The sequence below is a fragment of the Limisphaera ngatamarikiensis genome, from assembly GCF_011044775.1.
GTDB lineage: Bacteria > Verrucomicrobiota > Verrucomicrobiia > Limisphaerales > Limisphaeraceae > Limisphaera > Limisphaera ngatamarikiensis.
Window position 1 is genome coordinate 113,338 of sequence record NZ_JAAKYA010000004.1, and the last position, 15,449, is coordinate 128,786.

10 protein-coding genes are annotated in these 15,449 nt (G+C 65.2%); 2 read left to right on the plus strand and 8 right to left on the minus strand.

All coding sequences use genetic code 11. The features are described 5' to 3' along the window. Positions 1-112: 112 nt before the first annotated feature. The 7 genes from G4L39_RS00440 to G4L39_RS00475 all read right to left on the minus strand — a co-directional run bounded on the left by G4L39_RS00440 (position 113) and on the right by G4L39_RS00475 (position 10,232). A complete protein-coding gene (locus G4L39_RS00440; RefSeq protein WP_165105084.1) occupies positions 113-3,208 on the minus strand; it encodes a sensor histidine kinase in 3,096 nt (1,031 codons plus the stop codon). Between the two features lie 127 nt (positions 3,209-3,335). Beyond that, on the minus strand, positions 3,336-3,995 hold the full coding sequence (locus G4L39_RS00445; RefSeq protein WP_343203287.1) for a prepilin-type N-terminal cleavage/methylation domain-containing protein: 660 nt from the start codon (positions 3,993-3,995) through the stop codon (positions 3,336-3,338). A 37-nt stretch (positions 3,996-4,032) separates the two neighbouring features. After that, positions 4,033-4,947, minus strand: a complete 915-nt coding sequence (locus tag G4L39_RS00455) for a hypothetical protein (protein ID WP_165105086.1) — start codon at positions 4,945-4,947, stop codon at positions 4,033-4,035. Between the two features lie 344 nt (positions 4,948-5,291). Then, positions 5,292-5,711: a hypothetical protein gene (locus G4L39_RS00460; protein WP_165105087.1), complete on the minus strand. Its 420-nt coding sequence runs from the start codon at positions 5,709-5,711 to the stop codon at positions 5,292-5,294. A gap of 154 nt (positions 5,712-5,865) precedes the next feature. Continuing rightward, entirely contained in the window at positions 5,866-7,107 is a 1,242-nt protein-coding gene (locus G4L39_RS00465; RefSeq protein ID WP_165105088.1) for a phospholipase A, read from the minus strand. A gap of 338 nt (positions 7,108-7,445) precedes the next feature. Continuing rightward, complete coding sequence (gene dacB / locus G4L39_RS00470; protein WP_165105090.1) at positions 7,446-8,993, minus strand: D-alanyl-D-alanine carboxypeptidase/D-alanyl-D-alanine endopeptidase; 1,548 nt, start codon at positions 8,991-8,993, stop codon at positions 7,446-7,448. Between the two features lie 339 nt (positions 8,994-9,332). Then, positions 9,333-10,232, minus strand: coding sequence for a type II secretion system protein (locus G4L39_RS00475; RefSeq protein ID WP_165105091.1), 900 nt, complete (start codon positions 10,230-10,232; stop codon positions 9,333-9,335). Positions 10,233-10,522: 290 nt separating this feature from the next. Between G4L39_RS00475 and G4L39_RS00480 the strand changes: the two genes are divergently transcribed. Both G4L39_RS00480 and G4L39_RS00485 read left to right on the plus strand, forming a co-directional pair. Continuing rightward, complete coding sequence (locus G4L39_RS00480; protein ID WP_165105093.1) at positions 10,523-12,832, plus strand: tetratricopeptide repeat protein; 2,310 nt, start codon at positions 10,523-10,525, stop codon at positions 12,830-12,832. 556 nt (positions 12,833-13,388) lie between these two features. Further along, a complete protein-coding gene (locus tag G4L39_RS00485; RefSeq protein WP_165105094.1) occupies positions 13,389-14,741 on the plus strand; it encodes a Gfo/Idh/MocA family protein in 1,353 nt (450 codons plus the stop codon). Here G4L39_RS00485 and rfaE2 read toward each other — a convergent pair. After that, positions 14,738-15,295, minus strand: coding sequence for a D-glycero-beta-D-manno-heptose 1-phosphate adenylyltransferase (gene rfaE2 / locus G4L39_RS00490; RefSeq protein ID WP_425485729.1), 558 nt, complete (start codon positions 15,293-15,295; stop codon positions 14,738-14,740). The genes G4L39_RS00485 and rfaE2 overlap by 4 nt on opposite strands. Positions 15,296-15,449 lie beyond the last annotated feature (154 nt).

Sequence of the window (15,449 nt, forward strand, 5' to 3'; positions counted from 1 at the left end):
TGGGGTGCCGGGGGTTCGAGTCTGGTGGGGGAGCGGGCTTGATAGTAGAACCGCGTGGGTGTGGAGCCGTGCGCCGGGGCGGTGAGTTTGTGGTCTGGAGGTTGCCTTGGTGTCAGTGGGGGTTGGGGTGTGCGGCGTGGCGGGATGCGGTGATGTAGAAGTGGACGCGGGTGCCCTGGCCGGGTCGGCTCTGGATGCTGCAGGTGCCGCCGATTTCGGAGAGTCGTTGTTGCATGTTTCGGAGACCGTTGCCGGTGGGGTTTGGATCCGGGTTGAAGCCACGGCCGTTGTCCTCGATGGAGAGCTCGAAGGCGACGCCGTTGAGCTGGAGTCGGACCCAAACCTCGGAGGCTCCGGAATGTTTGACCACGTTGTTGAGGGCTTCCTTGCAGGCGAGGTAGAGGTGGTGTCGGGTTTCGGCCGAGAGCGGGACCGGCGGGACTTCGAGGGGCACGTCCCATCGGCACCGGATGCCGGCGCGGTTGAGGTGGTCCTGGGCGAAGCGGTTGAGGTAGGTGAGGAGGCTTTCGAGGGTGTCGTGTCTGGGGTTGATGGCCCAGACGACCTCGTCCATGGCCCGGGTGAGTCGGCGTGCGCAGGTGGCAATTTCCTCGGCCAAACGGTGGGAGGCGGGCTGATGGGAGGTTTCTTCGCGTAGGGTGTCGCTGAGGAGGATGATTTCGGTGAGACCGCTGCCGAGGTCGTCATGGATGTCGCGGGCGATTCGCTGGCGTTCGAGGTCCATGGCGCGCTGCCAGCGGAGTTGTTCCATGCGACGGCGGGAGCGGTTGCGTTCCCAGCGCCAGACGGTGAGGCTGATGAGTGCGGTGAGGGCCAGGACGCCCGCGGTTTGGATGGAGCGACGTTCCCACCACCGGGGATGGATGGTGAGGGGCAGTGGGAGGGCGGCTTCGACCCAGGTTTCGTCGGGGCCGGCAGCCCAGAGGCGGAATGTGTAATGTCCCGGGGGCAGGCGATTGTAGAAGGCGACGCGGCGCGGTCCGGCCTCGACGGGTTGCCGGTCCAGTCCCTCGAGCTGGTAGCGGTAGCGGATTCGGTCCGGGGCCAGCAGGTGGGGTGAAGTGTACTGGAACTCGTAGGAGACGGCGCCGGAGATTACCTCCACGGGGTTTCCCGGGGTCCACGGGTGGAGTTGACCGTCGATGCGGACGGCCACGACGCGTGGTGGGCGCACCCTGGGTTGTTCGAGGAATAGTTCGGGTTGGAAGCGGACCAGGGCGGCGCCGTTGGGGAAGAGGAGTGCGCCGTCCGGGGTGGTTGTGGCTCCGGGCTGGCCGATGCCGGTGCACACCTTGAAGGGGAGTCCGTCCCGGGGCGTCAGGCGAAAGACGCGGATGCGTGTGGCGGTGTTGGTGCTGCGGGCCAGGAGTTCGTCCGGGCGCACGGCGAAGATACCGTTTTCGCTGCTGATCCAGAGGCGGTCACCCGAGGGGATCAACGCCAGGAGATGATCGGTGGGAAGGCCGTTGGCGGAGGTCCAGGAATGCACGTGGCCGTCGATGAGGCATCCGAGTCCGTCGCCGAGGGTGGTGAACCAGAGCCGGCCCCGGGCGTCGAAGGTCATGCCGCGGATGTTGCGGAGGGTGGCGGGGTTGGTGACCTGGACCGGTTCAAAGGTTTCGCCCTCCTGACGGAAAAGGCCTTCGCCGGGGAAGGCCACCCAGAGGCGGCCGTCCGGGTCTTCGGTGATGGCACGGGCGGGTGTGAGGGGCAATCCGGCCTCGGTGGCGTACACGCGGGTTTCATGATTGTCCAGGCAGACCAGGCCGCTGCGGGTGCCGGCCCAGATTCGGCCCATCCGGTCCTCGTACAATGCGGTGGTGGTTTGTTCCAGGGCCGGGTCAGGGGATGGGCGCTCGCATTGCTGGCCCTGGAGGCGGTAAAGGCCGCCGAAGGTGCCGATCCAGAGTGTCCCGGAGCGATCCGCCAGGAGGACGGCGATGTAGCGGCTGGCCGGTCCCCCGTCGATGTTCACGGCCTTCCAGCCCTGCTGATCCCACTCAAACAAGCCGGCCCCGTCGGTACCGGCCCAGATGCGTCCCCGGGCATCTGCGGCTGCGCACAGGAAGACGTGGGGCCTGTGCTGGGAGGGCAGGGGCAGGGCGGTGACGGGGCGGGGTCGAACCTGCAGGAGACCCAGGGTGCGGGTGCCGATCCAGATGGTGCCCTGTTCGTCTTCGAGGAGGCATAGGACCTGGAGCTGGGCGGGCGGGAGGTCGGCCGAGACTTCCGCCCAACCTTGATCGGGCTCATAGACGAACACGCCGCCGCCGGCGGTGGCACACCAGACCCGTCCGGCGGCGTCCTCCCAGATGGCTTGGGCCCGGGATCGGGTGGATTCCTGCGGCCATGGATACGGGGCGAGGGGTTCGGACCAGGCCCCGTTCTGGTAAAGCCAGAGGTGCGTGCCGCGCGAGCCCATGGGGTGGGAAGTCAATGTGGCAACCCAGAGGCCGCCATTTCGTGCGGGTGCGATGGTCCGCACCGGTACGTCTGAGGCGCCCGGCAGGTGGAGCTCCATCCAGTTTTGGTCCGTTTTGAGGCAGAGTCGGCCTCTGGCGACGGCCCATACTCGATTGGAGAGATCGCGGAGGACCTGGTTGACGGTGAGGGAAGGCACGCCCTGGGCGGGTCCGAAGGTTTCGGTTTTGCCCGTCGGGTCCACCCGGAGCAGGCCGGCACCGTCGGTGGCCAGCCAGAGTGTGCCGTCCGGTTCGTCGGCGATGGCGAGGATGCTGCGGCCCTGGGTGGCGCGTTCGCCGTGGAGGCTGAGGCGTGTCCACTGTCCGTTTTGCCATTGCAAGAGGCGGCCGTCGGCGGTTCCGGCCCAGAGTCGGTTGGATCGGTCGCGGTGCAATGAGAGCACGCGGTTGTCTCCAAGGGCGGGTGTGTTGGAGGCGTTGTAGGTGGTGAAGTCGAGGCCGTCGAAACGCACCAGGCCGGCTGCGGTGGCGAGCCAGAGGAAGCCGTCCGGGGCCAGAGCAAGGGCGTTGATGCGGGGGCTGGGCAGGCCGTGGTCGGTGTCCCAACTGCGCCAGAGGTAGTCGGGGTAGAGCTCATGGACCGCAGGGCCTTGTGCGAGGGAGCCCAGGAGAAGGCATGCAGCCGTGAGCCGGCCGCGCGGGTGTTGACGGCGCGGGGATGGGCCGGGGTGCGTTTGGGGCGTGGATCGTGCGATCCGTTTCATGAACGGAAGTACTGTAGGAGCCGGAGCTGGTTCTCACAAGGGGGACTGGCGTGGGGTTGGTGTATGGGCGGGATCGGGGCCGGGGTGCGGCGGTCGGGGGCGGGCGTTCGGGCCGGGCAGTGAGCGGTCAGGGTTCGGGGTGCCAGAGGTCCACGTTGCGGGCGGGGTTGTAGGTGGATTCGAAGGTGCGGGGTTCGGCGTGTCCGTCTGCAAAAAGGTAGTTGGACCGGGTTGCGTGCCGGCGACGGGCGACGTCGGTCACGTCTTCCGGACGGTCCCAGAAATTGGGCATGATGTGGTCGGCGTCGGAGGCGTTTTCGGCCATGAGGATGGTTTGGGTGGGGCGGCGGATTTGGGTGGTGCGTCTCCAGGTTTGTGGTCTGCCGCGGTAGTCGTCGTCGGGGCCCAGTTCGAAGTAGACGTTGAGTCCGTAGCTCCAGATGTGCGACCGGAGATCGGCGGGACAGTGGTAGACGGTGGCGAAGAGATTGGTCCAGGACTCTGCGGTCGTGCCGAGGTAGGGTGCGATGGCTTTGGCCCATGGGCTCTGGCGATGGGATAAGGCGGAGTGCTGGCTGCGGGGCCACTCGTTGTTGTGATCCTCGGCGTACATTTGAATGGCCAGGCCGATTTGGTGGAGCTGACCGATGCAGAGGATCCCCTGCGCGCGTGCGCGGGCACGGGCCAGTGCCGGCAAAAAGAGTGCCGCCAGCAATCCCACGATTCCGAGGACCACCAGCAACTCCAGCAGGGTGAATCCCGGGTGGGGATGGGATCGCCGCGACACACGCGCGCAGGGGCTGTGGATCATGGCTGGCAGGGGCTTATTGGGCCGGCTGGATGGGTCGGAGCCGATAGAACTTGTGTTGCGACTGCGGTTCGATCAGCACGGTCCATTGCCCGTTCCAGACCAAGGGTTCGACCTCCACGGGTTGCCAGGAGGGTGAGCCGAGGTCGTCGGTTTGTTCCAGCGTCCAACCCTGGGATGAAGCGGACCAGGAGATTTGGATGACCCTCCGGATGTCCAGCGAGGGCCGTCCGTCGGGTACGTTGGTCCAGCGCAGGATGAAGGGGCCTGTGGAAGTGCCGGGCAGGATTTCACCGGTGGTGGCGTTGGCGAGGTAGGCTTCGAAGGTGGCTTCGTACCCGTTGGTCCCCGGGGGTGCGGTGACGGCCGGGTGAAACATCATGCCGTTCCACGCCAGCCAATCGGGTGATCCTGCGGTGCCAAAGATGGGCTCCCAGAGTTTGGGGGTCGATCCGGAATAGCGGTAAAACCCGAGCTCCGGCGGTCCGGAGATTTTGCGGATGTGGATGATGGTGCCGTCCGGGAGCGGATCGGTCATGGTGTCCATGACGAAACCGTAGCGGCGGCTAAAGGAGAGCCCGCGCCGGCTCGGGTCCAGATCGTCGAACCATGGATCTGCCGGATCGAAACTGTCGCCCGGATGACTCACCAAGAGCGGGGTCAGCTGCGGGATTTCCGATGGCATGGTGACATGCAGGTGTCCGTGATCTGCGTGGTAGGCGATCATGGGCATGACCATGCCGCCCTGCATGGGGACGGTGGAGAGGACCCCGGCCCGGAGTGCGGTGATCGGTCCAACGCACCATGCCGCGACCAAGGCGACAGTGCAGGCCGGCCGGCTGGTGAGGATTGAAGCGATTTTGGCAACCAGTTTCATACGCTGGAAGGCGTGCTTCCACTGTTGGGAGATGTTTGACGTGTTTCGTTTCATGTTCGGTTTGTCCTGCTTTTGGGGGCTTATGGTTTGGTCTCAAGTTTCTCGGGATTTGGATGCCTTGGCCGACCGGGTGCGGCGGGCCAGCCCCTTGAGCTGCCGACCCCGGTGACCTTGGCAGTCGTTTTTGGGGATGAGTGTTGTGGAGGGAGCGAGCCGCGAGCCTGGATTGACCCGTATTGTGCCTCTTGAATGGAGGCGACTTGCCAGGGGGAATGTCCCTGTCCGCGTGGGACACCTTTAAGGGTCCTCGCCCTTTTGCTGGCGCGGATGCCCTGTGAGGGGTCGCCTTTTGCGAGGTGAACCGTGCGGCGCGGTTGTGTTGCCGCGGCCGGACGGGCTCAGACCTGGTCAACCAAGCCCCGCGACATCGCCCGTTGAAGGGCTCTGGGCGGTGGCGTGAGGGGTTCTCGTGTTAAAGGGAGAGGGAAAGGGCTCGATTTCAGGACGAGGGGTGCCACTTCGGGAGCGCTGCAGGACCATGTTGGGTCCGTGAGAGGTGCGGGATCCAGTTTGTTGGGGAAGGTGGGGAGCTTGTCCTCGCAACGGTTATCCCGTTGGTTGCGTGCTTCGTTGATGAACCGGCAGAGGGAGCAGGGGTGTTTGCCGTCGAAGGTTTTTTGGATGGCTGAGAACAGGGTGTCGGTTTGGGAATACCGCACGATCATGCCGGTCCAAGCGACGGATTGCAGCACGGCCCAGTGCAGGCCCAGCGAAAGGGCCAGCACGATGCATGCAATCCATCGAGTGACGGCACTCATGCGGGCGATAGGTTAGTCCAAGTAGACCGTTGGTCAAGGTGCCGTGCATCTTGGTCTGCCGGGCCGTGCTGGGAAAAGGACTCCACACTTCCGCGGCTTGTGGCTTTGGGCCGGGCTTTGGCCTGCCGGATGAGGAGAGTGGCCGGGGCCGGCCTCAACGGTACAGGGACACGCCCACGCGGAACATTTCGCTCCGGCCCTGGTAATCCAGCAGGCTTTCGCCGTAGCCGATGAAGTACTGGGCGTGGAGGTAGAGGCTGAAACTGCCGCTGAGCAGTCGCATCATGGGATAGGTGAGGTCGAGCTGGAGGCTGCCACGGTTGGCGTCGTCGCCGAGCCGGCCCCAGGCGGACAGCTGGAGACCGCGGGGCCAACCGAGGACGACGCGGAGGTCCGCGTAGCCGCGGTAATCGGGTAGATGCGGGTTTTCCTCCAGGCCACCGACGTAAGTCCAGACGCGCGGTTGGAGTTTCAGCTGGAGTGCGTCCGGCGGGCCGAAGACGATGGTGGGGCGAAGATACGCGATGTTGAGGCTGCGTGAGTCGGTGCCGCTTTTGCCGTTGGACTCGTGTTGGAAACCGCCCTGGAGGTCAAACCGGACCCACTCCGACGAGGGTCGGTTTGGCATGAGGTTTTCCCAGCTCCACAGCAGTTCGGGCTTGTAGCTACTGTCGAAGAAGGGCTTGGACTCGCTGTTCCAGTCCCACAGGGAGGTCTGGGTGTAGGCCAGATGGAGACCCCGGAGCCAGGGCATGCGTGCGGCCAATGGACCTTCCTCGTTGAGGACGCGGTATTTGAAGCTGATCTGGAATTTTGCGTTGGGCGATTCGGTGCCAGCGATGAAGTAAAACGGTTCGTAGGCGAAGAAATGCTCCTTGAAAAAGCGGCCCGGTTCCAGGGATGTACCGACGCTTTCCGGATCCCCTTCTCTTAGCCAGCGCGGCCAGCCGGAAGGGCTGGTGTCCGGGGCGCGTGCGGGCTTTTCGATCCGCAGTACCAGGGTGGGGAGGTGGCCCTGCTCCCAGCGGCAAAGCGCTTCGCCACGAACTCCGAGCGGGACATGCACCCGGTATTGGCGGGAGTGGAACGTGCCGGGGGCGATTGTGATGGTGCTGCGCGGACTCTCGTCTGCGGGTTCGGCGGTGACGGACCATTGCTGGTCGCCCGCCCGCAGCGTTCCGGTGAGCACGGCGGGGAATGTGCAGGGCAGGGCTGAGTCCGTGGGGTTGAACACCACAAGGCCGAAGTGGAACGACTCACCCTGCGAGACGACCTCGGGCCATTGGGAAATGGACCACTGTAATCCGTGAGGAACCGCGGTTGCGCCGGCCGGGAGTTTGAAGGGCAACACGGCACTCAACAGAAACGCCAGAACCAGCCGAGTCCGCTTGCGCATGGATGTGACGTTGCCTCCCGAATGGGCCGGGCGTCAAAGCAGAAACTTCGGTGGCGGCAGGTTTGGCAAGGGGACGGGTGCCCGGCCCAAGGTTGGGGCCTCTGGCAAATGCCAGGACGGCGTGGTGGTGTGGGTGTGTGCGGCTCACTGGAGGTCAGCGTACAGCGTGCGGGGGGCGCGCAAAGGGTTTGTTCTGTGGCGTGGGGCGGTTTTTGCGCCCCATGGCAGCGTCAAGGCAGCGTCCGATGCTGTTTCCGGAGCCGGCGCACGCCACTTCTGTGGGCCGTTCGCCGGGGGCTTTGGGGGCTTGAACGCGGGCCGGGCTGTAACTGCCGTGATCAAGGCGTGGACATGCGACCGGCTTCATCAGCCAGCCAGGCTGCCAGACGGTCCAACTCGGCCTGCGGGGATGGATCGGCAGGATTGGGTCGGTACCGGTTCAGGATGAGGCAGAAGGCCAGGGGCCGACCCTGTTCCGGGAAGATGTAACCGGCCAGGCCGTGGGCCCAACGGAGTGTACCGGTTTTGGCCCGTACAATCCCTTCGGCTGCAGTCCCGCGCATGCGATGGGCCAGGGTGCCGTCCACGCCCGCGACGGGCAGGGCGGCTTGAAATACCTGAAACTCCCGGTGTTGGTGCACGCTTTGCAGGAGACGAACCACGGCTCCCGGGGTGACGAGATTGTTGCGTGAAAGGCCGGATCCCTCTTCGAGGTAGATCTCGGTCGTGGCGATGCCCATGGATTGAAAGAACCGGTCCAAGACGGTGTCGGGGGTTGAGCCGGATTGGGTGGGGGCTGTTGGGTTGGGGCGCAGGGCGGCGGCCCACAAGACGGATGCGGTGAGATTGTGCGATTGTTTTAGCGTGATCCGGACCAATTCCCGGACCGGCGCCGATGCGACAGTGCCGAGTGGGATCGCACGGGCCGAAGGTCGGTCGGCGATCGGTCCGGGGCCTACAACCTGGACGTGGTTGGGACCCCGGACCTGGATGCCCTGGTGTTCCAGCGCCCTCCGGAAAAGCTCGAGGAAAAGTGTGGCAGGGTCTTCGACTGCGACTTCGGCAGTCCACGTCGTGGCTCCGTGCAGCAGGCTGCCTGTGATCCGGAGGTCGGGCCGGCCGGGTGGGCGCGTCCATTGGATCCGGCCGTTCTGGCCGGGGGCAACCGTGGTGGTGAGGTTGGTCAGCCAGAGCCCATCCGTGGGCGGAATGAGTCGCACCCGACACGGTTGACCAATTTCGTCTGCCGGGGCGACTTCCAATCGGACGCGGTTCTCGTTGGCGTTCAGGTCGGAGAGGGGGGCGCCGTAGGGATGGCGCAGGTCTTCCCAGGACCAACCGGGACCGTATTTGGAGCCGCCCAAAAAGGTTTCCTCGGCGATGAGCCCCCCTTCGATGACCCGAATGCCCGCCTTTTGGACGACTTGCACCAAGGGGTCGAAGGACCGGAGCGGCTCCGGGGCGTCCGCGTCCCATCGGAAGCCGGGATCGCCCTGGCCTGTGAGGATGAGAGGTCCTTCGAGCACGCCGTCGGGGCGGGGAGCCCGCTCGGCGTAGAGGGTTGTTTGGAGTTGATGTTCAGGTCCCAACTGGTGGAGGGCGAGTGCTGCGGTGAAGAGTTTGGTCAGTGAAGCGGGCGTAAAGAGTTGATCGGCTCCGTGTTGGCAGAGGATCCGGCCGGTGCGGAGATCCACCACACGGACACCCCATTGGGCATGACGGAAACGGGGTTGGAGGAGTTGCCGGTCCAGTCCGGCCTGAAGCGGGGCCCGGCCGGTTTGGGATCGGCTCGGCGATGAGGCGGGGACTGGACCGGATGAACCGCGCAGGGTTTCTCCGGTCAGAACCACGCAGATAACGGTTGTGAAGAGCAGGCTGCGATGCATGGTTGGTGCTCAGCGTAGGGGAAGCAGGATTCGCAAGCCAGCCGGCCTTGTGGGGTTGTCTTGCTGGGGATTGGGGAACGGTGCTTGCCGGAGCGTCTGAATGCACCGGAAGGGGTGGGGGACCGGAGGTGACAGGGGATGGAAAGGTGTAGCTGGTCGTTCCACCCCTTGCCAATTAACCGGGCTGCGATGTCGGAGAACCGGAGACTGGGTGATTGGATAGCAGCCTGCGCCGTTGTAACGGCGAGGCGGGATGGTGAAAAAGCAGAACCCTGCCGGCAGGGAGGGGCTGCCGGCAGGGTTGCGGGAGGAGGTGTGGTATGTGTGGCAGGAAAAGCCTTAGAAGTTCGGTACCCGCCTGCCAGCACGATACCGCATCCACCTCAGATCGGGGTCGTTGGGCGACGTGGGAATGTTCAGCGTGCTGGTGTATCGGACGCCGGCGAACCGCGTCATGACACCGCGCCATTTGTGGATTTCCGAATGGCCGTCAGCGAAGGCAAACCCTGCAGCCATGTTGTGATAGGTGGCGGGAAGGTCCACAAATCGGTCGGCGTAAGGATTGAAGAATCCCGCGTCATTGATGCTGTCGGGGTGCTCGTCGCAGTAGACCCACGTTTCGGCGGGACCGGGATAAAGGAAGTCGGACATCTTCTTGATGTGGTTATAGATCGGGTCCCATGGACTGCCGGGGGCCGTCGCGTTACCATCGCCGACACCAATGTTGCCGGAGATGCTGCGAACGCGGTACGGCCACCCGCGCGCCCGCTGTGCAGGGCTGGCGAATTGATCGGCCGGGCAGTGGAAGATCTCGGGTTTGTTCCCGATATACTTGGCCAGCTTGGAATAACGCTCGTCGATCAGGAAGAGGATGTTGGTGTTGTCAGGACTGGTTGTCCAGTCGAGCCACCCCACCACCCAGGGCGCGTAGCGCGGGTTGTTGGCAGCGGCTCCACCTTGGGCCTCTCCACCGTGGAAACTCATGACCAGGCGGTCGTTGTTGTCGGTGGCGTACATTTGCCAAGCCAGCATCAACTGCTTGGTGTTGTTCATGCAGTAGATGCCCTGGGTTTTGGCCTTGGCCTTGGTGAGCGCGGGCAAGAGCATCCCGGCCAGGATGGCGATGATGGCGATGACAACCAGCAGTTCGATCAGGGTAAACCCCCGCAGCAAGGCTTTGAACCCGGATACGGCCGGCGCCTTGACGAGGCGACTCGTGGTCGGAAGAGGCACTTTCATGTCGGTTGATTCAGGACCTGTTAAGGTTTCCGCTCAAATCTCTACGATTTTCCGCCGGACTGTCAACATCAATTGTTGGTCATGGCTGGGTGGTGCGGGAACGTCTCAGCGGAGCCGGGCGGGGGAAGGGTACGGAGACCGGGGATGGTGTCGGCCGGGCAGGCGCCGGACAGGGCAGCCGCAGGTGAGCCTGTCGGGGCCCGTGCGACGAGGGACGATCCACCTGGCGGTTCCGGAATGGCCCGGGATTTGAGTTTGTTTGAGCGGGGGATGCGGCATAAGGTGCGGTTGTGGCACGACGGCGGTCGCAGCGGCAGGTTGCCAACGGGTGTGGAACGTCGCAGGGGCGGAAGCCGGCGGACCCGGGACGGTTCGGTGCACGCGGGGCCACGGGGGTGCGCCGCTGGGTGTTTCGGTTGTGGGCGGCGGCGCTGCCTTTTCTGGTGTTGGTGGTGTGCGAGCTTTTACTGCGTGGGGTGGGTGCCGGGTATGACGTGCGTTTTTTTGTTCCGGACCCGGGCGGGGACCGGTTGGTGCGGGTGGAGAATGCGTCGTTTGGGCGGAGGTTTTTTCCCCGTCGGTTGGTACGCGCGCCTCAAGCGTTGCGGGTGACGGTGCCCAAGCCGGAGGGCACGGTCCGGATTTTTGTCTTGGGCGAGTCGGCGGCGTTGGGCGATCCGCGTCCCAGGTATGGTGCGGGGCGCTACCTTCAAGTGCTGCTGGAGGAGCGTTACCCCTCGGTACGATTCGAGGTCGTCAACACCAGCATGACGGCCATCAACTCGCATGCGATTCGTGAGATTGCTGGGGATTTGGTGCGAATGGGCGGGGACATCTGGGTGGTCTACATGGGCAACAATGAGATGGTGGGTCCGTTTGGCGCCGCCACGGTATTTGGCCCGAAGGCACCCCCCTGGGAATGGGTGCGGGTGGGACTGACACTGCAGCGGCTGCGACTGGTGCAATGTCTCCGGTCGGTGTGGGAGGAACGCGTGGGGCGGGGGCAGGTCCCACCGACGTGGGAGGGCATGGCCATGTTTCTGCGCAATGTTGTGCCGCCTGACGATCCCCGTCGGGAGCGGGTGTACCGGAGCTTTGCTGCCAACCTGGAGGCGATTTTGTCCGAGGCACGGCGGGCCGGTGCGAAGGTGGTGCTGAGCACCGTGGCTGTGAATCTCAGGGACTGTGCCCCGTTTTACTCCGTGGACCCCGTCGTGGCGGGTGGGGAGGCGACGAACTCGTTGAATGACCTGTTTCGGCGCAGTGAGGAGGCCCGGGCGGAGGATCGGCCGGAGGAAGCGGTCCGTTGGGCGCGGGAAGCGGTGGCCCTGGCGCCGCGCCATGCGGAGGCACGGTACCGCCTGGCCAGGGCGCTGCAGGCGCTGGGTCGGGTGGAGGAAGCCCGGGAGGAGTTTCAGCGGGCCTGTGACCTGGACGCGCTGCCGTTCCGCACGGATGGCCGGCTCAACACCATCATTCGGTCGGTGGCAGCGCGGCAGGGTGACGGGGTGGTGCTGTGTGATGCGGCCCGGCATTTTGCGGAGGGAGCGCCCGGGGGTGTGCCCGGCCGGGAATTCTTTTACGAGCATGTGCATTTGAACTTCGACGGGAACTATCGGTTGGCCCGGTTCTGGGCGGAGCATGTGGAGCGGCTTTTGCCGGAGCCGATTCGCGCCGGGGCACGGGCCGACTGGGCGAGCCAGGCCGTGTGCGAGGAGCATCTGGGGCTGACCGACTGGAACCGGCGTTCGGTGGTGGCCGAAATGGTCCAGCGGCTGCAACAGCCGCCGTTTGTGCAGCAATGGGAGCATGAGGACCAGGTGGCACATTTGCGCCGGTGGCTGGACGTTCTGGACGCCCGGATCCGGGCCACCGCGCCGGAGGCGGCCCGCGCGGTATATGAATGGGCGCTGGAGCGACGGCCGGCCGACCCGGTCCTGCACGAGAACTTTGCGGAGTTCCTGGAGGCCACGGGCGATCGCGAGGCCGCGCTGGGGCAGTGGCGACAGGTTTGTTCGCTGCTGCCGCATCATTACTTCGGGTACTACTGCGCGGGGACGTTGCTGAAGGAGATGCGGCGGCTGGACGAGGCGCTGGAGGCGCTGCAAACCGCAGCGCGGCTGCAACCCGAGGTGGCCGACGTGCAGGTGGAACTGGGGAGCGTGTGGGCGGCGCGTGGGGAATGGGAAGCGGCCCGAGAGACGCTGCGTCGCGCGCGGGATCTGGATCCGACCCATCCGCAGGCGGCCCTGTTTCTGGGGGCGGTGCTGGTGCAGCTGGACCGAGTGCATGAGGCGTTACCGGAGTTGCGGGACGCCGTTCGGTTGAACCCGCGTTCCGCACAGGCCCGGATGCGGTTGGGCGAGCTTCTGATGCGGCTGGGGTCATGGCAGGAAGGGTTGGACCAGTTGCAGGAAGCGATTCGATTGGATCCTGCCCTGGACCGGGCGCGGCTGCAGCTGGCCGCCGCGTGGCTGCAGCAGGGCGATTTAAAACGTGCCCGCGAGGAGATTGAGCTGGTGTTGGCGCGGGATCCGAACCATCCGGCTGCGCTCCGGCTGAAAGCGGAGTTGGAACGTGAGACGGCGGGGCGGCGTTGATGCGCAGTGGCGCGGCGGAGGAAAGGGAATGGCGGCGGAGAACCGGCGCAAAGGGACGAAAGCTGATCCGGTCCGGTTTGTTGGCCCGCGGGGCGGTCGGGTGGGTTTGAGAGGAAAGTTCAAGGGCGCCCGGAGCCGGCCGGCTCCGAACGCCCTGAGGTTGGTTGAGGACCAAAGTCTAACGGGTCAGGCCCGGGTGTACGGGCCTGCAGTGCGGTGCATGGAGTTGATTCGGGCCCGGGAGTTGACGCCCTGCCATGTCACCGGAGGCTTGAAGGTGAACCGGGACGGTCCCTGCCTGTGCACACCGGCTTCGTGCGGCCCCGGCAGGTTGTCGGAGGGTTTGGGGTGCAACCCCGCGCATAGCGGACCCGATCCTTAGGAGGTTGCGGGCGAGGACGCAACTCCCAAGTGTGCAATTGGTCTGCGGGGTTGCTAGTGAGGTGGTCGGGACCTGTGCGGTGCTCCGCGCGCTCCAGGGGTGTCCACAGGGACCGTTGCCGGGGGCAGCCGGTTGCACTTGCCAAGTGTGCAGGGTTTGGGTCAATAGGTGGGCATGAACCGCCGCCAATTCCTCAAATTCGGCGCCGCGGCCCTGGCAGCGGCGACAGCTGTTCGGTATGTGCCCACCACGTTTGCCGTGCAGAAGCCCCGTCGCGTGGGTCTGGTTGGGACCGGCTGGTACGGCAAGTCTGCGTTGTTCCGTCTGTTGCAGGTGGAACCGGTGGAGGTGGTTTCGTTGTGCGACGCGGACAGTCGCATGTTGAACGAGGCGGCCGACATGGTGGCCGAGCGTCAGGCTTCGAAGAAGCGCCCCCGTCTTTACAAGGATTTTCGGGAGATGCTGCGGGAGCGTGACCTGGACATTGTGATGGTTTCGACGCCGGACCACTGGCATGCGTTGCCGATGATTGAGGCGTGTCGGGCCGGGGCGGACGTGTGGGTGGAGAAGCCCGTGGGCGTGGACGTGGTGGAGTGCCAGTCCATGGTGGCGGCTGCGCGGAAGTACGGTCGGGTGGTGCAGGTCAACACGCAGCGGCGGAGCACGCCGCATCTGGTTGAGGCCCGGGACCGGTTCATTCGCGAGGGGCGGCTGGGCCGGATCGGGCTGGTGGAGATTTGCTGCTATTACCACATGCGGACGCGTGAAAACCCGCCGGACACGCCCCCGCCGGAATCGTTGGACTGGGACCTCTGGACCGGGCCGGCTCCGATGCGTCCGTTCAACCGGCTGATTCATCCGCGGGGATGGCGGAACTTCATGGAATATGGGAACGGGATCGTGGGGGACATGTGCATCCACATGTTGGACATGGTGCGGTGGATGTTGGATCTGGGCTGGCCGAAACGCATCAGTTCCAGCGGGGGGATTCTGGTGGACAAGCAGAGCAAGGCCAACATCACCGACACGCAGACGGTCACCTTTGATTATGGCGACCTGGTGGTGGTGTGGACGCATCGAACGTACGGTCGGGCGCCGGATCCGCAGTATCCATGGGCGGCCACGTTTTACGGCGACCGTGGCACGTTGAAGGCCAGCGTGATGGGCTATGATTTCATTCCGCAGGACGGGGGTCAGCCGGTGCATGTAGATGTAACGTACGAGCTGGAGCAGTATCCGGAGGACAAAACCGAGCGTGACCTGGAACGGCACGTGGCCCCGGCGCTGCGCCGGCACTGGAAGAACTTCCTGGAGGCGGTGGACAACCGGAGCCGGCCCGTGGCGGACATTGAAGAGGGGGCCATTTCCAGCGCCTGCTGTATCCTGGGCAACATTGCCATGCAACTGGGCCGAACGCTAACCTGGGACCCTGCGCGCTGGCAGGTGGTGGGGGACGAGGAGGCCAACCGGCTGCTGCGGCGTCCCTATCGAGCGCCCTGGGTCCATCCCGAACCGGACAAGGTCTAAGGCGGGCTGTCAGCGGGGTGAGGTGGACCGGCCCGGTCCGACGCAGGTCTCACTGAACTGATGGATCCGCCCCCGCCTTGCAGCTTTTGCAACAGGTTGGTGGTGGATCGGCCGGGCAGCAGGGGCAACAGGACGATCCGCCCGCCCGCGGCCTCGACCACGCGCCGTTCCTCCTGGTTGAGGGTTTCCAGGGTGTAATCGCCGCCTTTCACGTAAACGTCCGGGCGGGCGACCGAAAGGAACCGTGTGGCGTCCGGTTCCTGGAACACGCACACGGCGGACACGGATTCCAGGGCGGCCAGCACGAGGGCGCGGTCCGTTTCCGGGTTGATGGGGCGGGTCGGGCCCTTGAGCCTGCGCACGCTGGTGTCGCTGTTCAAACCCACCAACAGTACGTCACCCAGCGCCCGGGCGGCTTCGAGATAGGTCACGTGGCCCGCGTGAAGGATGTCGAAACACCCGTTGGTGACCACGACGCGCCGGCCGGCTTCGCTCTGGGCGCGGCGCCATTGCGGCAGCTTTTCCCATGGAATGATTTTGTCCGCCAGAGCCACGGGGATTGAGGTTGGGGTAAAGCGGTTGACGGGGCAAATCGGAAGAGACTTCGAAGGTGGCGAACTTGCCCGGGGCCATTGGGCCCGGGGACGATCCGGGTACCGGTGGCTGAATGGGGCCATCGTTGGTGTCGTGGGGGTGCCGGCTGCGGTG